Annotated in this window: 21 protein-coding genes and 1 pseudogene; all 22 read left to right on the plus strand. The window is 33.5% G+C overall.

All coding sequences use genetic code 11. The features are described from left to right. The first annotated feature begins 13 nt into the window (after positions 1-13). The 22 genes and pseudogenes from nuoF to tuf all read left to right on the plus strand — a co-directional run bounded on the left by nuoF (position 14) and on the right by tuf (position 19,737). Positions 14-1,858 carry an NADH-quinone oxidoreductase subunit NuoF gene (gene nuoF, locus STERM_RS03065; protein WP_012860093.1) on the plus strand — a complete coding sequence of 615 codons (1,845 nt, stop codon included), beginning with the start codon at positions 14-16 and terminating at the stop codon, positions 1,856-1,858. Between the two features lie 24 nt (positions 1,859-1,882). Further along, complete coding sequence (locus STERM_RS03070) at positions 1,883-3,646, plus strand: NADH-dependent [FeFe] hydrogenase, group A6 (RefSeq protein ID WP_012860094.1); 1,764 nt, start codon at positions 1,883-1,885, stop codon at positions 3,644-3,646. A gap of 205 nt (positions 3,647-3,851) precedes the next feature. Continuing rightward, positions 3,852-4,952, plus strand: coding sequence for an OmpA family protein (locus tag STERM_RS21030; RefSeq protein WP_012860095.1), 1,101 nt, complete (start codon positions 3,852-3,854; stop codon positions 4,950-4,952). A 64-nt stretch (positions 4,953-5,016) separates the two neighbouring features. After that, a complete protein-coding gene (locus STERM_RS03080) occupies positions 5,017-5,442 on the plus strand; it encodes an adhesion protein FadA (RefSeq protein ID WP_012860096.1) in 426 nt (141 codons plus the stop codon). Between the two features lie 34 nt (positions 5,443-5,476). Further along, complete coding sequence (locus STERM_RS03085; RefSeq protein WP_012860097.1) at positions 5,477-5,860, plus strand: adhesion protein FadA; 384 nt, start codon at positions 5,477-5,479, stop codon at positions 5,858-5,860. 110 nt (positions 5,861-5,970) lie between these two features. Further along, positions 5,971-6,819: a hypothetical protein gene (locus STERM_RS03090; protein WP_012860098.1), complete on the plus strand. Its 849-nt coding sequence runs from the start codon at positions 5,971-5,973 to the stop codon at positions 6,817-6,819. A gap of 157 nt (positions 6,820-6,976) precedes the next feature. Further along, a complete protein-coding gene (locus STERM_RS03095; RefSeq protein ID WP_012860099.1) occupies positions 6,977-7,186 on the plus strand; it encodes a hypothetical protein in 210 nt (69 codons plus the stop codon). A gap of 9 nt (positions 7,187-7,195) precedes the next feature. Continuing rightward, on the plus strand, positions 7,196-7,486 hold the full coding sequence (locus STERM_RS03100; protein ID WP_012860100.1) for a hypothetical protein: 291 nt from the start codon (positions 7,196-7,198) through the stop codon (positions 7,484-7,486). Positions 7,487-7,498: 12 nt separating this feature from the next. Beyond that, entirely contained in the window at positions 7,499-7,768 is a 270-nt protein-coding gene (locus tag STERM_RS03105; RefSeq protein WP_012860101.1) for a hypothetical protein, read from the plus strand. Positions 7,769-7,984: 216 nt separating this feature from the next. Beyond that, positions 7,985-8,437 (plus strand): NADH-quinone oxidoreductase subunit NuoE family protein, encoded by a 453-nt coding sequence (locus STERM_RS03110; protein ID WP_012860102.1) that lies wholly within the window; start codon positions 7,985-7,987, stop codon positions 8,435-8,437. 72 nt (positions 8,438-8,509) lie between these two features. Then, positions 8,510-9,070 (plus strand): tetratricopeptide repeat protein, encoded by a 561-nt coding sequence (locus tag STERM_RS03115; RefSeq protein ID WP_012860103.1) that lies wholly within the window; start codon positions 8,510-8,512, stop codon positions 9,068-9,070. Positions 9,071-9,202: 132 nt separating this feature from the next. After that, the gene (locus tag STERM_RS03120) at positions 9,203-10,033 is read left to right on the plus strand and encodes a tRNA lysidine(34) synthetase (protein ID WP_012860104.1); all 831 of its coding nucleotides are present in this window, start codon (positions 9,203-9,205) and stop codon (positions 10,031-10,033) included. A gap of 317 nt (positions 10,034-10,350) precedes the next feature. Then, positions 10,351-10,566 carry a FeoA family protein gene (locus STERM_RS03125; protein ID WP_012860105.1) on the plus strand — a complete coding sequence of 72 codons (216 nt, stop codon included), beginning with the start codon at positions 10,351-10,353 and terminating at the stop codon, positions 10,564-10,566. Between the two features lies 1 nt (position 10,567). Next, complete coding sequence (gene feoB / locus STERM_RS03130; RefSeq protein ID WP_012860106.1) at positions 10,568-12,787, plus strand: ferrous iron transport protein B; 2,220 nt, start codon at positions 10,568-10,570, stop codon at positions 12,785-12,787. Positions 12,788-12,806: 19 nt separating this feature from the next. Further along, positions 12,807-12,956 carry a FeoB-associated Cys-rich membrane protein gene (locus STERM_RS21540; RefSeq protein ID WP_012860107.1) on the plus strand — a complete coding sequence of 50 codons (150 nt, stop codon included), beginning with the start codon at positions 12,807-12,809 and terminating at the stop codon, positions 12,954-12,956. 324 nt (positions 12,957-13,280) lie between these two features. Continuing rightward, positions 13,281-14,624, plus strand: a complete 1,344-nt coding sequence (gene glmU / locus STERM_RS03135; protein WP_012860108.1) for a bifunctional UDP-N-acetylglucosamine diphosphorylase/glucosamine-1-phosphate N-acetyltransferase GlmU — start codon at positions 13,281-13,283, stop codon at positions 14,622-14,624. Beyond that, on the plus strand, positions 14,624-15,580 hold the full coding sequence (locus STERM_RS03140; RefSeq protein ID WP_012860109.1) for a ribose-phosphate diphosphokinase: 957 nt from the start codon (positions 14,624-14,626) through the stop codon (positions 15,578-15,580). The genes glmU and STERM_RS03140 overlap by 1 nt, the downstream gene beginning before the upstream one ends. Then, on the plus strand, positions 15,573-16,202 hold the full coding sequence (locus STERM_RS03145) for an L-threonylcarbamoyladenylate synthase (protein WP_012860110.1): 630 nt from the start codon (positions 15,573-15,575) through the stop codon (positions 16,200-16,202). The genes STERM_RS03140 and STERM_RS03145 overlap by 8 nt, the downstream gene beginning before the upstream one ends. Further along, entirely contained in the window at positions 16,199-16,633 is a 435-nt protein-coding gene (locus STERM_RS03150) for a hypothetical protein (protein WP_012860111.1), read from the plus strand. Before STERM_RS03145 ends, STERM_RS03150 begins: the two co-directional genes overlap by 4 nt. A gap of 36 nt (positions 16,634-16,669) precedes the next feature. Continuing rightward, entirely contained in the window at positions 16,670-17,785 is a 1,116-nt protein-coding gene (locus STERM_RS03155) for a GspE/PulE family protein (RefSeq protein ID WP_012860112.1), read from the plus strand. Continuing rightward, entirely contained in the window at positions 17,782-18,435 is a 654-nt protein-coding gene (locus tag STERM_RS03160; protein WP_012860113.1) for an HAD-IB family hydrolase, read from the plus strand. The genes STERM_RS03155 and STERM_RS03160 overlap by 4 nt, the downstream gene beginning before the upstream one ends. Positions 18,436-18,548: 113 nt before the next feature. Continuing rightward, positions 18,549-19,737 (plus strand): annotated as a pseudogene (gene tuf / locus STERM_RS03165) (elongation factor Tu). Positions 19,738-19,800 lie beyond the last annotated feature (63 nt).

Genomic DNA, 19,800 nt, shown 5'->3' on the forward strand with positions numbered 1-19,800 from the left:
TAGGAGGGAACTTATGTCACGTGTGACTTCTATAGAAGAGTTAAATACTTTAAAAGACAGTATTAATAAAGGCAGAAAATACAGCAAGCAAGTTCTTATATGCGGTGGAACAGGTTGTATTTCCTCAGGCAGTAATGATATAGCTGCTAAAATGGAAGAAAGAGTGAAAGCTCTGGGAAAAGAAGATGAAATAAGAGTAATAAAAACAGGATGTTTTGGGTTTTGTGAAAAAGGTCCGATAGTAAAAATGCTTCCTGATAATACATTTTATACAGAAGTAACACCTGAAGATGTGGATAAGCTGGTAGATAAACATCTTATAGGTGATGAAAAAGTAGAGGAGCTATTATATGTAGATCCTGTTTCTAAAAAGAGAATAAGTGATTCAGATCATATGGATTTCTACAAAAAACAGGAAAGAGTAGCTTTAAGAAACTGCGGACTGGTAGATCCGGAAGATATTGATGATTATTTTCTGCATGACGGGTATACAGCGCTTCATAAAGTAACTGGAATGGAGCAGCAGGCAGTAATAGATATTATAAAAAATTCAGGTCTTAGAGGAAGAGGCGGAGCCGGTTTCTCGACAGGAATGAAGTGGCAGTTTGCACTAAATAACAAAGCAGATCAAAAATATGTAGTATGTAACGCCGATGAGGGAGATCCGGGAGCATTCATGGACAGATCAATCCTCGAGGGAGATCCGCATTCTATAATAGAAGCTATGGCAATCTGCGGATATGCTATAGGAGCAACTAAAGGTCTTGTATACATAAGAGCAGAGTATCCTCTGGCTATAAAAAGACTTAAAATAGCTTTGGAAGAAGCAAAAGAAAGCGGAGTTTTAGGAACAAATATATTTAATTCAGGTTTTGAATTTGATATTGAAATAAAATACGGTGCAGGAGCATTCGTATGCGGTGAAGAAACAGCACTTATCCATTCAATGGAAGGACACAGAGGAGAACCTACAACAAAACCTCCGTTCCCGGCAGAGCACGGATATAACGGATACCCTACAAATGTTAATAACGTAGAAACTCTGGCAAATATACCTGTTATTATAAACAAAGGAGCAGACTGGTTCAAATCATTCGGTACAGAAAAATCATCAGGAACAAAAGTATTTGCTCTTGCAGGAAAAATAAATAACGTAGGACTTATAGAGGTACCTATGGGAACTACTTTGAGAGAAGTTATTTATGAAATCGGCGGAGGAATCAAAGACGGGAAAAAATTTAAGTCAGTTCAGACAGGAGGACCTTCTGGAGGATGCCTGACTGAAAAACACCTTGATGTAGCAATAGATTTTGACAGTTTGATGGAACAGGGATCTATGATGGGATCTGGCGGAATGATAGTTATGGACGAAGATGACTGTATGGTAGCAGTGTCGAAATTCTATCTGGAATTCACAGTAGAAGAATCATGCGGAAAATGTACTCCGTGCAGAATAGGAAACCAAAGACTTCTTGAAATACTGGAAAAAATAACAAAAGGAAACGGAACGGAAGATGATTTAAGAAAATTAAAAGAACTTTCTAACGTAATAAAAGATACTTCATTATGCGGTCTTGGGCAAACAGCGCCAAATCCGATATTATCTACATTAAATAACTTCTGGGATGAATATGAAGCACACGTAAAAGATCATAAGTGTCCTTCAGGTCAATGTACTGCACTGCTGAAATATGTGATAAATGACAAATGTATAGGATGTACTGCCTGTGCGAGAGTTTGTCCGGTATCATGTATAGAAGGAAAAGTAAAAGAAAAGCACGTTATCGAGCAGGATAAATGTATTAAGTGCGGTGCATGTTATGACAAATGTAAATTCAGTGCAATAGACAGAATATAATTAAAGATAGGGAGTGAAAGTTCAATGAGTCAAAAACTTGTAAATGTAACAGTTGATGATATAAAAGTACAAGTTCCTGAAGGAACAACGATATTAGCTGCTGCAAAAAGTGCAGGAGTAAACATTCCAACATTATGCTATCTGAATCTGGCAGATTTTGGATGTGTAAATAAAACAGCTTCATGCAGAGTCTGCGTTGTTGAAGTGGAAGGAAGAAGAAATCTGGCTCCTTCTTGTGCAACACCTGTTAATGAAGGAATGATAGTAAAAACTAATACAATAAAAGCCTTGAATTCAAGAAAGATAGTATTGGAACTATTACTATCAGACCATCCTAAAGATTGTCTTGTTTGTCAGAAATCCGGAGAATGCGAACTTCAGGATCTGGCACATGAATTCGGGATAAAAGAGATAGCTTATGAAGGTAAAGAATCTACATACAGAAAAGATATATCAAAGTCTATAATCAGAGATATGGACAAATGTATAATGTGCAGAAGATGTGAAACAATGTGTAACGAAGTTCAGACAGTAGGAGCTCTTTCAGGAGTAAACAGAGGTTTTGACGCAGTTGTTGCCCCTGCAATGGAAATGGATTTAAATGATTCAGTATGTACTTACTGCGGACAGTGTGTTGCCGTGTGCCCTACAGGTGCATTAGTAGAAAGAGATGCTACATGGGATGTATTATCAGCACTTGCTGATCCTACAAAAACAGTTATTGTACAGACAGCACCTGCAGTAAGAGTAGCACTTGGAGAAGAATTCGGATATGCTCCAGGAACTTCCGTAACTGGTAAAATGGTTTCATCACTTAGAAAATTAGGTTTTGACAGAGTTTTTGATACTGATTTTGCAGCAGATTTAACAATTATGGAAGAAGCATCTGAGCTGTTAGACAGACTAACACGTCATTTAAACGGTGATACAAGTGTAAAATTACCTATTTTGACATCTTGCTGTCCGGCATGGGTAAAATTCTTCGAGCATAATTTTAATGACTTATTAGATGTACCGTCAACTGCTAAATCACCAATGCAGATGTTTAGTGCCGTGGCTAAAAATGTATTTGCCAAGGAACTGAATGTGGACAGAAAAGATCTGATAGTAGTTTCTGTAATGCCTTGTCTTGCTAAAAAATATGAGGCAGGAAGAGAAGAATTCTCTAAAGACGGAGATTTTGATACAGATATAGTTCTTTCTACAAGAGAGCTAGCAAGATTAATAAAACAGGCTAATATAAATTTCAATATTCTGAAAGACGAAGAATTTGATAATCCTCTTGGAGAATCAACAGGAGCAGGGGTAATTTTCGGAAGAACCGGAGGAGTTATAGAAGCTGCTCTTAGAACAGCCGCAGACTGGTATACAGGAAAAAGCCTTGAAAATATAGATTATGAAGCTGTAAGAGGTTTTGAAGGTGTAAGAAGTGCAGATGTAAAAGTCGGAGATCTGGATCTAAAAATAGGAATAGCTCATGGTCTTGGAGAAGCAAGAAAGCTTCTTGAAGAAGTAAGAGAAGGAAAATCTATGTATCATGCAATAGAAATAATGGCATGTAAAGGCGGATGTATCGGCGGCGGAGGTCAGCCTTACCATCACGGAAACACTTCTATACTGAGAAAGAGAACAGAGGCAATAAAAATAGAAGATGAATCTAAAGCAATAAGAAAATCACATGAAAATCCATATATTAAAAAACTGTACAATGAATATTTCAAAGAGCCGATGAGCCATCAGGCACATGAGCTTTTACATACTAAATATTTCAAAAAACATAAAATCTAATAAAAAGCAAAAAGCTGTTCAAATTATTATGAGAACAGCTTTTTGTATCATTTTATGTAGAAAGTATATAAATTATATTTAATAAAAATCAAAATAGCAATGTTTAAAAGTACTATTTTTATAAAAAAATTTGCTTTTTAGTATAAAATTTTGTATAATTTATACGAACATACCAAAACTAAAATAATAAGTAGGAGGAAGTCAAATGAAGAAAGGGATGAAAAATCTTTCGCTTCTTTTGGGAGTAGCTGTAGCATCACAAGTTTCAAGCGCTATAACAGTGGATTTGAAGCCTGGTGTATTAGGTTACAGAACAATAACAAAAGATGAATTTGGAGAAAAGCCAAATAGTTTTGAGCCTGGAGCAAGTATTGGTCTGGAAATTATGTCAGGGAAGCCTGAAGACGGTTTTAGATGGGGACTTGGTTCTGAGTATCAAACTGAATTGAATGGTAAAAGAGGATATAAGGCATTTTCATCAGTACCGGTTTACGCAGTATCAAGAATAGGAATCGGACATAGTTCTACAGGGAATGCATTTTACATACCGGTAAGATTAGGGTATCAGTTTAACTTTGAAGACAGAGACACTATAAAAGAAGCAAAAGACGGATTTTATTACGCAGCAGGTGTGGGTAAACAATTCGCACCGTGGTTTAATGCTGAACTTTTATATGAAGGATCTACATATAAATTAACAGATAATAACGATAAGAATCACAGCGGAACTGAAAGTCAGGTTTCACTTAAATTAGGTTTCACTTTTGGAGCAGGGGAAAAGAGAGATTATCCTGTATTACCAGCTGCAAGACCAGTTGAACCAATAGTAGTAACACCTGAGAAGCCTGCACCAATAGGAAAAACTATGGACTTAACAGTTTCGGGAGCATACTTTGATTTTGACAAAGCAACAGTAAAAGAAAATGCTAAGCAAGAGATAAGAGGAGCTGCTCAGCAGATCAAAAATCTGAACCAAAACAACAACCTAACAGGTGTATTAGATATAGCAGGACATACAGATTCTAAGGGAGCAAAAGAATACAACCAAAAGCTGTCTGAAAGAAGAGCGGCTGCAGTTGCCGATGTTTATACACAGGTTATCGGAACTGGAAACGGAATTAGATATAACGTAGCAGGATATGGTGAGGACAGACCAGTTGCACCAAATACACTGCCTAACGGTAAGGACAATCCTGAAGGAAGAGCAAGAAACAGAAGGGTTGAAGTTAAATTCTATCCTGATAATAAAATTATCAGAGAAAACAACACAAATTATGAACTGGATGTTGAGTCTCAAATCAAATAAAATATTGACAAACATCAGTAATTATTGTAAAATTTAATAGTATAAATATATCAAGGAGGAAAATATGAAAAAGATAGGAATTATATTAATGATATCTTCAGTAGTAGCTTCAGCAGCTGCTAAAACAACAAAAACTACAACTACAGCACCTACAGCAACAATGACATTCGAACAGAGATACGATGCAATATCTAATCAATTAGATGCATTAAGAGCAAAGGATGATCAAAGATTTCAATTAGAGCAACAAAAAGCTGATAATGCACAGGCAGAATTAGATAAGCAAGTAGAAATGAGAGATGAATTACAGGCTAAATATGAAGAGGCTGCTCAATTAGCTAAAATTTCTTATTACAAAAATACTTACGGACCAGTAGCTAATCAATACAAAGATCTATTAGGAAAATTAGATTCTTCAATCAAAGAAAACCAAAAAATTATAGACAATTTTGAAAAATTAAGCGCAGCTAGAGACGCTTACGCTCAATAATTTTTTAAATAATAAAAATTTTTTAGGAGGAAAAATGAAAAAGATAGTTTTAACTGGATTATTTATAGCAGCTTCATTATCATTTGCTGCAACAGCTACTGATATAGAAAGACAGGCAGCAGCTATTGACCAACAAATACAGGTTATAGAAAACAGAACAAGCCAAACATTAGCAGCTGAACAGCAAAAAGCTGAAGTAGCTACAGATAACGTAGCTAAATATTCTGAATTATTAGAAAATGTTCAGGATCAATTAGATGTAGTAGCTGGAGAAAGAAAAGTAAGTTTTTATGAAAAAGAATACCAAGGAGTAATTTCTTCTTTAACTTCTTTAAGAAATGACTTACAAAAATCTATAACTGCAAACCAAAAAGTTGTAGATGCTTACGAAGAGTTTAGTGCTATAGTAGGAAATTAATTAATTTTTTATATTTATAACAGATACTCCTCCACATAGGAGTATCTTTTAAGTTATATATATGCGGGAAAGTTAAAAAAGAAGAAAAGTATTTATAGAAAGGAAGATCTATGGATAACGCAAAAGATTTTATATCTTTAACGGAAAAAGAAATAGAAAAATATAAAAGCAGACCTAATGAAATAGCTCAGGTGCTGGTAGATAAAGCTTTGTTATATGAAGCAAAACAGGCTGAAAGAACAGAAGCAGAATTAAAAGAAATGGATTTCCTACAGGAAAATGCCCTTGTAAGATTTTATGTTCAAAAGAAACTGGATGGTACAGTGGCAGTTACAAATAACGAGATCCAAAGCTTTTATAATGCAAACAGAGGCTTGTTTGCAAACCAGAATGAGAGTAATTCTGATAATATAGCTGCACAGATCTATAACTTCTTATACAGACAAAAGCTGGTTGCCAATGAAACAAAAATGATACAGGATATCATAGCTAATTTTCAGGGTGAACTTGTGCTGAGCAATGATGAAGTAAAATATATGAGTAATAATTCTGTAAGAATTACTGCAAAATATTTTGATAAAATAATGCTTGAAGAGATGAAAAAGGAAGATTTTTTTACTACTGAGGCTGACGAAATAGAAGAGATTAAAGATAAAGTACAGATAAACTATTATATAGAAAAAAGTTTGTCAGGAAAGGTGAATGTAACTGAGGATGAAGTTAAGAATTTCCATGAAATGAATAAGGAATCATTCCTAAACTTCACCATAGCAGATGCATATACACAAATTTACAATTTCTTATTTCAGCAAAAAATAAACAACGACAGACTTGAAATAATGAAAAAAGTTGTAGATAAATATAAATTAAATGACATAATAAAAGATTATGATAAAAAAGGTCTGATAAATCTCGGGAAAATAAAAATGACAAAAAAAGATAAACCGGATGCTGAGTAAGAAAAAATCACTGATATTGAATCAGTGACTTTTTTTTCTGGGTTAAATCAGATAAGAATACAGTGTATTAGTTAATGTTTTATATTGAATTAATTTAATATATATGTTATTATATATTGAAAAATGCTTTTTATTTAATTTATATAAGGAGGAGAATATGAAAAAAATCATAATTGGTATTATGCTTGTATTAGGTGCAGTTTCATTTAGTGCAAAAAAAGATAAAGCAGCACCTGAAATGCCTGATATAAGCGCACAAATGGAAAAGGCAGATAAAATAGAAAATTACAGAGCTAAAAAAGATGTGGCGTGGCATAAAACAGAGTATAATAAAGTACTAAAATATCTTAATAAAACAAAAAAATAGGGAGGGTGCATGAAAAAACTATTATTATTATTTTTAATGGGTTTAATGACTGCTGCAGCATACAGTGCTGAAAATGGAGATGTACAGGTAAGTAAAGCAGTAGAGGACAGTATAACGAAGGACTATGATCAGGACGGAGTATACTCTTCATATGAAAAGGCATTAAGAAGATCACAGGAATCAGTATATGTAACATTACCTGAAAAAAGAGGATACTGGTATACAATACTGGACAGAATAAAAGCAGAAGAAGAGGAACTAATGCCGGATGAACAGGCAAGAATGAGAAGAAAGAGATAAAAGGAGGAGAAAATGAAAAAATTAGGAATAACAGCAGTATTATGTGTATTTACAGGAATGATAGCAGGTGCAGCTCCAACTTATGAATATAGAAGAGAGTTAAGAGAAGGTGCAAGAGGAAAATGGACAAATCTAAGACAGCATCTGAACAGCGGGACAAGATTGGAAAAAGAACTTACAAAGGTAGACAAGCAGATAGATAAAAAAGTAAATGAAATACAGGAAATAGAAGATTTATTATTCAGAATAGAGCAGTATAAAGCGGAAAATAACATAAGATAACTGGAAATTGAAATGGTTGCTGTTAATTCAGAGCCATTTTTTTATTTATAAAAATTACACTATTAAAGTTTTAAAATTATAAAGTGTACTGAATACAAACACTGTTAAAAAAACAATTATATCATCATAACTCTAATCTTTGAAAAAATTTTGTTTCAAATAGTCTTCAAATGTAGTATAATTGAGATATGAATTATTTCAAAAGAAAGTGCTGATATGGAAAATATAAAAGATTTAATTAATAATTATCTGTTAGTAAAAAAGGATGATACTGATCTGTTTGATGTTCTGCACTTTGTACAATCCCAAATAGGCTGTATACCTGAAGATATACAAAAATTTATTGCTGCAAGAATGTGTCTTGAATTATCTGAAGTTCATGAAGTGATAGAAATTTCGAGCTCCTTTCAGGAAAAGAAACAGATATCGGTTACTGTATGTTCCGGTTCCGGATGTACAATGAAAGGCAGCATGGAAATACTTGGCATAATTTCCAAAGAATTAGGAGTAAATTTAAATGATGAAGATAAAAGTGTTTTTTTAACTGTGAAAAACTGTTTTAAGGCTTGCAGTTACGGAGTTAATATAGAGGTTAACGGAGAGCTGTTCCATAATGTAACAGTTTCTACACTAGGCAGAGTACTGGAGAAAATAAAATTTTACTATTAAAAAAAAATATGTTAGAATATTTAATAAAATTAATCAGAGAGTGTTAGAATAGAATAATGGAGAGTGTATTAAATGTTAAAGACATTAATATTTAAAGAAATCAGATATGATGACAATATAGAAGAAGCGTTAAAACTATATAAGGCAAAAGTAATCAATAATTCTAAGGATACTGAAGCACTGCAGAATTTGGCTACAATCTATCATGCACTGAAGAAGGATAAGGAAGCTATAAGCATTTACGAGCAGCTTGTGAAGCTTAAACCTGATGATTTTGAAATGCGGGCATTTTTAGGTTACTTATATTATGAAGTAAACGATTTGGATAAGGCAGAGGAAAATTTGAATATAGCATTAAATTATGACCCTATGGAACCTTTTATATTATTTCTTTTGGGAAATATACACTCAAGAAAGGGAGAGATCATAAAAGCAATAGAGAATTATGAATTTGCAATTTTCCTTGATCTTGACATATACATTGCACATATAGATTTTGCAAGAAAATATGAAAATATGGGAAGATTTAAGAGAGCTATAGAGGAATATAAAGCAGCTTATGATATAGATTCGAGAGATGAAGCATTAAAAGAAAAGATAGCTGAATTAGAAAAAGAATGTCGAAATTGTTAATTTATAAAAAATGAAAATGTGGATACTCCACATTTTTATTATGTAATTTTGGTTTCATGAAAAATTGTAGTGAAAAATCAATATAATTTTGGGAAAAGACATACTGGTTATATTTGATTGCAAGGAGTAAAAATGATAAATTTAAAATGTGATGCGGTTTTGCCGGAATGTGATATGAAACCGCTTGAAGATATAGAAAACAGTATAACTGCCGAGTATAAAAAATCTATATGGGCAAAATTTTTGAAAGCTGTTAATGAATTCGGACTTGTAAAGGATGGAGATAAGATTGCAATTGCAATTTCCGGAGGGAAGGACAGTCTTTTGCTTTATAAGCTTTTTCAGCGGTTAAAAAAGGATAAGAGAAGAAACTTTGAATTCAGGGCGGTTAATCTAAATCCCGGTTTTAAAAAAGAAGATCTGGATAATTTTAAAAATAATCTTTTGAAGCTGGATATTGATTGTGAAATTTTTGATACTAATATTTGGAAAATAGCAAATGAAAAGGCTAAGGATTATCCGTGTTTCTTATGTGCTAAGATGAGAAGAGGAATTTTGTATAAAAAAGTAGAAGAATACGGCTATAATAAACTTGCTTTGGGTCACCATTTTGATGATGTTATAGAGACTACACTTATAAATATTTTTTATTCGGGTTCTGTGAAGACAATGACTCCCGAGGTAGACTCTACATCAGGAAAATTAAAAGTGATAAGACCGCTAATATATGTAGAGGAAAAAGATATAATTAATTATACAAAGAAGAACGGTATACTTGCAATGAACTGCGGGTGTACTATAGAAGCAGGAAAAACGTCAAGCAAAAGAAAGGAAGTAAAGGATCTTCTGAGTGATCTTGAAGAGAAGCATCCTGGGATAAAAAAAAGCGTGTTTAATTCGATGCGGAATATAAATCTGAATTATGTATACGGTTATGAAAAAGAGAAAGAAAAAAATTTATGATAAACTAAAAGAAAGTAAAATTTTATAGTTTTATAAATAAAAATAGATTTAAAAATACAAGTCTGAAAATGGAAAAATCAGAAATTGTATTTTTTTTTATTGAATGAAAAATTTTTTAATTAGTAATATCAATGTTTTGAGAATAAAAATTAAAATTTAGAATAATTAATAAAATGTAATCTTTACAATTTTATAAATATTTCACAAAAAACCTTGTAAAATAAAGGCTTGACAAAGGTTTCAAAAAGTTATAGAATTATTTTGAGTATAAAAACAATTTATAGTTAGTGAATCAAATTTGTGAGGAGTTGGGAATTATGACATTGTTACAAGCAAAAGCAGGGGACAAATTCAGAATTAAGGAAATAAAAGAAAAAAAACTGAATATGAGACTGTTGAGTTTAGGGGTATGTAATGGGGATTCTTGTTTCATGGAAAACGCAGCAAATGGAAATATACTTATGAAAACTACTGAAACTAAAATAGTGTTAAGCAATAATCTGGCACAAAAAATTGAAATTGAGGTAGTATAAGATGATAAAAATAGCATTTGTAGGAAACCCAAATGTCGGAAAGACTGCCTTAATTAATAAGATTTCAAATGCAAGTTTAAAAATGGGAAACTGGCCTGGTGTTACGATCGAGAAAAAAGAAGTATTTTTTAAATTTGAAAATGAAGAAGTTAATCTAGTCGATCTTCCGGGAATATACAGTTTAACAGCTAATACACCTGAGGAACTGGTTTCCAGAGATTTTATACTGGAAAATGATGTTGACGTAATTATAAATGTGGTGGAGTCTACCGCATTGGAGAAAAATCTCTATTTGACAGCTTTATTAAAGGAAATAGGGAAACCAATGGTCATGGCTTTAAACTATCATGACGAATTTAAAAAATTAAACTATCAGCTGGATAAAGAAGTTTTTGAAAAGCAAATAGGTATGGAAACAGTATTCACAAGCGGGAAAACTGGAGAAGGTGTAAATGAGATAATCTCCAAAGCCGTGAAACTGGCAAAGCTTCATAAAGATCAGGCTCATATACCGTATACGCTGGCATTTGATAATGCAATAGAGGAAGATATTACAAGCGTAAAAAAAACACTGACAAATAATAAAGAATATAATAAATTGACAGAAAAATACCCTATTGACTGGATTGCCATAAAAGCACTGGAAGAAGATACTAACTTTTTAGCAACGGTAAAAGTGAATTACGGAATAGACTTAAGAAATACAGCTGAGAAAGAAATAAAAAATTTAAAAGACAGATATGATATGGATCCTGCCGATGTAATAGCAAGAGCGCGATACGGAGCAATAAGAGGTATTGTATCAGCAAATCTGAAAAAAAGTGATATTAATAAATTTGCCATGACAGATAAAATTGATAAAATATTACTAAATAAATTTTTTGGGATTTTATCATTTTTATTAATTGTGTATGTAATGTTTGTATTGATTTTTGACGGAAGTGCCCCGTTTATAGACTGGGTAGACGGATTTTTCAGTAATTATATCATAAAATATGTAGGGAAATTAATAGAAGGAACTCCGGGATGGCTGAACAGTTTCATACTTGACGGAATTCTGGCAAGTGTGGGTGCCGTTCTGACATTCGTACCTCTGATGTTCTTTATCTATTTCTTTATGTCAATACTTGAAGAAAGCGGATATATGGCGAGAGTTGCTTTTTTGATGAATAAAGCAATGAATAAAGTAGGATTATCAGGTAAGGCATTTATACCAATGCTTATTGGTTTTGGATGTACAGTTCCTGCAATTTATTCTACAAGAACACTTGAAGATGAGAAAACAAGAAGACTTACAGGATTTATTACTACATTTATGTCATGCGGTGCAAGGCTGCCAGTATATTCATTGCTTGCAGCAGCATTTTTCAGCAAAAATGCTGCATTAGTGATAGTTTCGATGTATGTAATAGGTGTTTTGTTTGCTCTTATTATGGCATATATATTAAAGAGATTTGATTATTTCAAAGGTGATAATACAGAATTATTAATAGAGCTTCCTCCATACAGAATGCCGAGCTTTAAAGTGGTATGGAATAATATGTTTTCAAAAACTATGATGTATGTAAAGAGAGCTACAACAATAATTCTTGGAATATTAATAGTAATATGGTTTTTCGGGTATTTCCCTAGTGAAGGGAACATACAGGAATCTTATCTTGCAAAAGCGGCAAAGGTTGTTCAGCCTGTGTTTAAGCCTACAGGATTTGCAGACAGATGGGAGCCTGTGGCATCGCTTGTTCCGAGTGTAATAGCCAAAGAAACAGTAGTAGCATTTTTCGGACAGGTATTATTACAGCAGCAGGAAGAGGAAGCAGTAGAAGGTGAAGAGGAAGAAGCAGAAGAGTATAATTTCCTTGCTGATACTTTCGGACAGGTAAAAGATCTGGGTGTAGCAGCAATAGACTCAGTAAAAGCACTTGTCAATGCAGTTACTTTCCATGTAGGAGCATTTGAGCCTGCTGATGAAGAAACTCTTCAGGAAGATGCCGGAGGAGATATCATACCGGCAGTAAGAAGCTTATGGAGTGATGATTTAGGACCTGTAAGAGCATATTCGTTTATGCTGTTTGTACTCTTGGTTGTGCCTTGTGCAGTTGCCCTTGGTGCATTAAAACAGGAATTCGGATGGAAAATGATGCTGATGGAGACTGCAATACTTTTAGTACTGCCTTATGTGGTATCGACTTTATTCTTCAATATAGCAAAATTAATTATGTAAAAGCAAGGAGACTGATAATATGAAAACAGCAATAATATTATTGATTACAGCTGGAATTGTATATAAAGTATTTTCAGTGATATACAAAGAATACAAAAAAAATAAAAATTTTTGCGGAACTAGCTGTGCAAGCTGCAGCTGTTCGGAAGCTTCACATAAAAAACATTAGTGTATCTGCGGATTAATATTCGGAATAGCAATATATGCTAATGTCAACATACTATGAAAAATGCCGTTATGCGGCATTTTTCAGTTAGTGAAATTTTTGGTTTTAAGTCAGATAATATTGTGCAGAAGTGATAAAATGTTCAGCATAATTTAACTAAAAGCAAGCAAATCATATACCGGAATAAAGGAAAAAAACTTTATATCTAAAAAAATTCATAATAATTGAATTGACATGAACAATTATGTTATAATGAAATATAAGTTTTTTTGGCAAAATTAATATTTTAACAATTATTTAATCAAAATGAAAAGGAGTATATGAAAAATGATATCTGTCATATTGGCGGCCGGCAAGGGGACCAGAATGAAATCTGAACTCCCCAAGGTAATACATAAGGTCAATGGTGTACCAATGCTGCAAAAAGTTTCTGATGTACTTGAAAAAACAGGAGTACACAAAAAAATATTCATTCTGGGACATATGAAAGAAAAGGTTTTGTCTGTAATGGGTGATATTGATTACATTGAGCAGGATGAACAACTGGGAACAGGACATGCGGTTCTTATAGCAAAAGATGAAATATTAAAAAGTAAGGATAACGTTCTTATTACATATGGTGATTCACCATTAATTAAAGCTGAGACCTTGAGAAAAATGGAGGAAAAATTTCTGAAGGACAGCCTTGATTGTATACTATTATCATGTGAAGTAAACGATCCTTTCGGATATGGCAGAATAATACTTAACGAAAAAGAGCAGATAATTGACATAATAGAGGAAAAAGAGGCCTCTGATGAAATAAAAGAAATAAAAGAAATAAATGTAGGTGTCTATATTTTCAGATATGATAGTCTGGTGGATGCTTTAGACAAGATAGATAACAAAAATGAAAAAGGGGAGTATTATCTTCCTGATGCAATAAAAATACTTGTTAACGGCGGAGGAAAAGTAGAAAGCTACAAAATTTTTGATGAAACAGAGATTCTGGGTGTAAATTCAAAAGCACAGCTGGCAATAGCCGGAAGAATTCTTAAAAACAGAAAAAATGAAGAGTTAATGGATGAAGGTGTAATACTTATTGATCCTGAAACTTCATATATAGAAGATAATGTAGAAATAGGTCAGGATACAGTAATATATCCCAGTACTGTAATTCAGGGAAAGACTAAAATAGGGAATAACTGCATTATATATTCAAATACGCGTATAATTGACTCAAATATAGGGAATAACATCACAATCGAAGCTTCTCTGGTAGAGGAAACAGTTGTGGAGGATTATGCAACGGTAGGACCGTTTGCACATTTAAGACCGAAAACAGTTCTGAAGGAAAGAGCTCATGTTGGGAATTTTGTAGAAGTAAAAAATTCGGTTTTGGAAAAAGGTGTTAAAGCAGGTCATCTAACATATATTGGTGATGCTGAGATAGGTCAGAATACTAATATAGGGGCGGGAACCATTACATGTAATTATGACGGACAAAAGAAACATAAAGTCAAAATAGGGGAAGATTCTTTTATTGGAAGCGATTCTATAATAGTAGCTCCGGTAAATATAGGTAAAAATGCAGTAACAGCTGCAGGATCGGTAATAACAGAAGATGTAAATGATAATCAAATAGCTTTTGGAAGGGCAAGACAAATAAATAAAGAAAGAGGGAAGGATTAATGGAAAAAGATTTTCAAATCTATGCTGGGTCTTCAAGCAAAGCTTTGGCAAGACAGATAGCTCAGAAATTAGGTGTAGAACTGGGCTCGGTAGATTTAATCAAATTTGCGGACGGGGAGACATTTGCAAAAGTTAATCAAAGTGTGAGAGGATGTATGGTTTTCATAGTTCAGTCGACTTCAAAACCAGTAAATGAGAGCATAATGGAGCTTTTGATCTTTATGGATTCATTAAAAAGAGCATCTGCCGCTGAGATAATCCCGGTAATACCTTATTACGGATATGCCAGACAAGACAGGAAGGCAAGTCCGAGAGAGCCGATTACATCGAAACTTATTGCTGATATTTTAACAGTAGCGGGAGCCTCAAGAGTGGTGACTATGGATCTGCATGCAAGGCAGATACAGGGATTCTTTGATATTCCGGTGGATCACATGGAAGCACTCCCTATTCTGGCGAAATATTTCATTAAAAATGAACTTGTGGGTGATGATATCGTAGTAGTGTCGCCTGATGTAGGCGGGGTAAAAAGAGCAAGAAGTCTGGCTAAATGGCTTCATGCACCACTTGCGATAATTGATAAGAGAAGAGCTAAAGCCAATGTATCTGAAGTTATGAATATAATCGGAGATGTGGCCGGGAAAAAAGCTATACTTATCGATGACATGATAGACACAGCAGGAACTATATGCAATGCTGCGTATGCTCTTAAAGAAAAAGGAGCTACTGAGGTATTTGCTTGTGCTACACATGCAATTTTATCTGATCCGGCAGTAGAAAGACTAAAAGCTGCTCCGTTTAACAAAGTAATAGTAACAGATACAATAGAACTGCCTGATAATAAAAGATTTGAAAATCTGGAAATATTATCTACAGATACTATGTTCTCAGAAACAATCAAAAGAATAGTAAATGATCAGGCGATAAGTGACTTATTTGAGCTTCCTCATGAATAAACAGAAAATAAGTGAAGAGTCGGTTCAAGAAATAGTAAGCTGTCTAAAAAATAACGGGATAGCAATCTTTCCTACAGATACAGTGTATGGAATAGGGGCAGTATACAATAATCCCGAAGGGATAGACAGAATCTATGAAGCAAAACAGAGGGACAGAAGTAAACCAATAATAGCGTTAATAAGTGATATTTCTCATCTTCATAAATTAATCAGCTTTGAAGAAGAAGATCTGGGGAATATTTCAGAAATAATGAAAAAATACTGGCCGGGAGAGCTGACTATTGTATTTGATAACAGCAAGTATAATGTAGCGGAAGATAATACAATAGGTGTAAGAATTCCCGGTGACGAGATACTGTTGAGGATAATAGAATCCTGCGGAGGAATAGTGTTTACTACCAGTGCAAATATATCCGGGGAAAAATCACCTGTAAAAACCCAGGATATATCTTATGACATTTTAGAAAAAACAGATTTTATATTAGACGGCGGAACTATATTAAATGGTGTTCCGTCGACTGTAATAAAATATTCGGCAGGAAAGATAAGTGTCTTGAGGGAGGGGAATATAAAGACCGGAGAAATTTTAAAATTATTTATGAGAAGGGCAGAGAAAAAATGAAAAGACAAGCAGTAAACCCAAGTGCTGTAGATGCTATGGCAGCAAGGACACAAAATAAAGCAGCTTCACTTATACAAAAAATAGGCAGAGGGAAAAGAAATCTAAAGGTAGAGCTGAGCAGAGGAAATATGAAATATCTTGCCAAGCTGGTAAAAGAGATGAAAAAACAGATGCTTCCATATGAAAAACAGGCTTCTAATGTATTTACATTTTTAAATTATCTGGAAAAAGAAGCACAATCAAAGAGTAAAAAGATTACTTTAACTCTATCATATGAAGAACTGGACTTTTTAAAAATGCAGGTAAGAGAGTCTACAAAAGCAGTGGAAGAATTAAAGCAAAATTTGAAATGGCACAATATGATCAAAAAGATAGTATACGGACTTCTTGTTAAGCAAAATAAATACTTTCTGGAAGAATTATCAAAATAATAATCTTTGAATAATAAAATTAAAAGGCGGGGGAACATGGGGGACAATTTTAGAATTCATAACGGAAAACCGGGTATTATAGAAAGTGTAAACCGGATAATTCGTGATGCAACAACAAAGCATGCAAGTGATATACACATAGATATTAACAGCAGAGAGTTTAACATCCGCTACAGAATAGACGGTGTTTTGGAAAAAGCAGAAAAATTTTCATTTGATAATGAAAAGCTTGAAGTCATTTCAAGGATAAAGATCATTTCCGGAATGAATATAGCAGAGAAAAGACTTCCGCAGGATGGGAGTATCAATATCGTGATAAATAATCGAAAATACGATATAAGAGTATCTTCTCTGCCAACTGTTGATGGTGAAAGCCTTGTGTTAAGGATTCTTCAAAATGAAGAGAAAATAACGGATTTTGAGTCTTTGGGTTTTAGAGGCAAGAGTTTTTCCAATATAAAAAAATTAATTAATAAAAATCATGGATTAGTATTAATAAGCGGACCAACGGGTTCGGGAAAAACAACTACATTATTTTCCATAATAAATAAGCTTAATGATAAGAGTAAAAAAATAATTACTGTAGAAGATCCTGTAGAAAAAAAATTAAAAGGGATAACACAGATTCAGGTGAAAGAGAAGATAGGACTGACTTTTCTTGAAGGCTTAAAGCACGTACTTCGTAATGATCCGGATATTATAGTAATAGGTGAGATAAGGGATAAAGAAACTGCTGAAATTGCAGTTAAATCTGCGTTGACAGGACATTTGGTAATTGCTACTATACATACCAATGATTCATTGTCAACTATTTTTAGATTAATGGATATGGGAATTCCTGAGTACTTGATTTTAAATTCCCTGAACGGGGTGATTGCACAAAGGCTTGTCAGAAAAATATGTGTGAAATGCTGTGGTCAGTCCTGTCCTTCGTGTAATTCCGGATACAGCGGGAGAATAAATATAAATGAAATTCTTGTTTTTGATGACGGGGTACATGAATTATTCAGAAAAACAAATTCATTGGGAGAAATCAAAAATAAAATCAAAGAAACCGGATTTCGGGATATGCTGGATGATGCCCTTGAAAAAGAGAAAGAAAAAATAATAAACAAAGAAGAAATATTCAGAGTTTTAGGAGAATTGCAATGACAAAACTATCAGTATATGATTTCGATAAAACTATATATAATGGAGAAACTTTAAATGATTTTTACAGATTTTATCTGATAAAAAAACCTTGGAAAATTTATACTGTAATCTTTCAGTTATGGTATTTTTTGTTATATGTATTAAAAATAATAAATCTGGAGAAACTAAAGGAGAATTTTTTACGTTTCTTGAACGGAGAAAATACAGGTGAGTTAAAAAAACTAATAAGGGAATTTTGGAAAAAAAAAGAGAGTAAAATAAATCTCTGGGTAAAAGATGAAATACTAAAAAATAAAAAAGAAACAGAAATTTTAGTGGCAATATCTGCATCTCCGACATTTTTAATAATTGACAGATTAAGATTAATGGGATTTGATGTGGTAATAGGTACAGATTTTTTATTTGAGAGTACGAAATTTCATTCACATATAACAAGTAAAAACTGTAAAAATTATGAAAAAGTGAAAAGACTGGACAAGTGGGCAGAAGATAACAATATCCAGTATGATATAGTGAATTTTTATTCTGATAGTATAGCGGATAAACCTCTTTTTGATCTTGCAGAACACAAATACTGGATAAAAAAAGGAATATTGAAAAATGGGATGCCGCAAAAGAAAACCCTCATTGATAAATTATTCTGGAAATAGTCACAGTACGAGCCTGTAGCTGATTATAACACTACTAAAAGGGTTGCAAAGCCCAAAAAAATATGATATAATTACACATAAAATTTAATGAAATTGTAGGAGGAGAATTACAAATGGCAAAAGCTAAATTCGAAAGAAGCAAACCACACGTAAACGTGGGAACAATCGGTCACGTAGATCACGGAAAAAACAACAACAACAGCAGCAATATCAAAAGTATTATCGGATAAAGGACTGGCTCAAAAAGTAGATTTTGAAAATATTGACCAGGCACCTGAAGAAAAGAGAAAAGAGGAAATAACAATAAATACAGCTCACATAGAGTATGAAACAGAAGCAAGACACTACGCACACGTAGACTGTCCAGGCCATGCGGATTATGTAAAGAACATGATAACAGGAGCAGCACAAATGGATGGAGCAATCTTAGTAGTATCAGCAGCTGACGGTCCAATGCCTCAGACAAGAGAACATATCCTGCTTGCAAGACAGGTTGGAGTTCCTTATATCGTAGTATACTTAAACAAAGTAGATATGGTAGATGACGAAGAATTATTGGAATTAGTAGAAATGGAAGTAAGAGAATTACTAACAGAGTATGGATTCCCTGGAGACGATATACCAGTAATACAAGGATCATCATTAGGAGCGTTAAACGGAGAAGAAAAATGGATAGATGCAATAATGGAATTAATGAATGCAGTGGATTCATACATACCAACACCTGAAAGACCGGTAGATCAGCCGTTCCTATTACCAATAGAGGATGTATTTACTATAACAGGAAGAGGAACAGTAGTAACAGGAAGAGTAGAAAGAGGAAAAGTTAATGTTGGAGAAGAAGTAGAGATCATAGGAATAAGACCTACAACAAAGACAACAGTAACAGGAGTAGAAATGTTCAGAAAGTTATTAGATTCAGGAGAAGCAGGAGATAATATCGGAGCATTATTAAGAGGAACAAAGAAAGAGGATGTGGAAAGAGGACAGGTACTAGCTAAGCCGGGATCAATAACACCACATACTAACTTTAAATCAGAAGTATATGTATTGACAAAAGAAGAAGGCGGAAGACATACACCATTCTTTACAGGATACAGACCGCAGTTCTATTTCAGAACGACAGATATAACAGGAATGGTAAATCTGCCAGAAGGTATTGAAATGGTAATGCCTGGAGATAACATAGAAATGACAGTAGAATTAATCCACCCAATAGCAATGGAAGAAGGATTAAGATTCGCCATCAGAGAAGGCGGAAGAACAGTTGCTTCTGGTGTAGTTGCTACTATAACTAAGTAGTGAACTGTATAAATTTACATAAAAGTATTTACATATGAGGAATTATGTGGTATAAATAAGTGA

Source organism: Sebaldella termitidis ATCC 33386, assembly GCF_000024405.1.
Lineage (GTDB): Bacteria > Fusobacteriota > Fusobacteriia > Fusobacteriales > Leptotrichiaceae > Sebaldella > Sebaldella termitidis.

Coding starts and splice junctions, on each gene's coding strand:
- STERM_RS03095 (WP_012860099.1), top strand. CDS start 6,977: ATGAAAAAAATCATAATTGGTATTATGCTTGTATTAGGTGCAGTTTCA.
- STERM_RS21540 (WP_012860107.1), top strand. CDS start 12,807: ATGAAAACAGCAATAATATTATTGATTACAGCTGGAATTGTATATAAA.
- nuoF (WP_012860093.1), top strand. CDS start 14: ATGTCACGTGTGACTTCTATAGAAGAGTTAAATACTTTAAAAGACAGT.
- STERM_RS03140 (WP_012860109.1), top strand. CDS start 14,624: ATGGAAAAAGATTTTCAAATCTATGCTGGGTCTTCAAGCAAAGCTTTG.
- STERM_RS03120 (WP_012860104.1), top strand. CDS start 9,203: ATGATAAATTTAAAATGTGATGCGGTTTTGCCGGAATGTGATATGAAA.
- STERM_RS03070 (WP_012860094.1), top strand. CDS start 1,883: ATGAGTCAAAAACTTGTAAATGTAACAGTTGATGATATAAAAGTACAA.
- STERM_RS03110 (WP_012860102.1), top strand. CDS start 7,985: ATGGAAAATATAAAAGATTTAATTAATAATTATCTGTTAGTAAAAAAG.
- STERM_RS03155 (WP_012860112.1), top strand. CDS start 16,670: ATGGGGGACAATTTTAGAATTCATAACGGAAAACCGGGTATTATAGAA.
- STERM_RS03105 (WP_012860101.1), top strand. CDS start 7,499: ATGAAAAAATTAGGAATAACAGCAGTATTATGTGTATTTACAGGAATG.
- STERM_RS21030 (WP_012860095.1), top strand. CDS start 3,852: ATGAAGAAAGGGATGAAAAATCTTTCGCTTCTTTTGGGAGTAGCTGTA.
- STERM_RS03145 (WP_012860110.1), top strand. CDS start 15,573: ATGAATAAACAGAAAATAAGTGAAGAGTCGGTTCAAGAAATAGTAAGC.
- feoB (WP_012860106.1), top strand. CDS start 10,568: ATGATAAAAATAGCATTTGTAGGAAACCCAAATGTCGGAAAGACTGCC.
- STERM_RS03150 (WP_012860111.1), top strand. CDS start 16,199: ATGAAAAGACAAGCAGTAAACCCAAGTGCTGTAGATGCTATGGCAGCA.
- STERM_RS03090 (WP_012860098.1), top strand. CDS start 5,971: ATGGATAACGCAAAAGATTTTATATCTTTAACGGAAAAAGAAATAGAA.
- glmU (WP_012860108.1), top strand. CDS start 13,281: ATGATATCTGTCATATTGGCGGCCGGCAAGGGGACCAGAATGAAATCT.
- STERM_RS03080 (WP_012860096.1), top strand. CDS start 5,017: ATGAAAAAGATAGGAATTATATTAATGATATCTTCAGTAGTAGCTTCA.
- STERM_RS03125 (WP_012860105.1), top strand. CDS start 10,351: ATGACATTGTTACAAGCAAAAGCAGGGGACAAATTCAGAATTAAGGAA.
- STERM_RS03160 (WP_012860113.1), top strand. CDS start 17,782: ATGACAAAACTATCAGTATATGATTTCGATAAAACTATATATAATGGA.
- STERM_RS03115 (WP_012860103.1), top strand. CDS start 8,510: ATGTTAAAGACATTAATATTTAAAGAAATCAGATATGATGACAATATA.
- STERM_RS03100 (WP_012860100.1), top strand. CDS start 7,196: ATGAAAAAACTATTATTATTATTTTTAATGGGTTTAATGACTGCTGCA.
- STERM_RS03085 (WP_012860097.1), top strand. CDS start 5,477: ATGAAAAAGATAGTTTTAACTGGATTATTTATAGCAGCTTCATTATCA.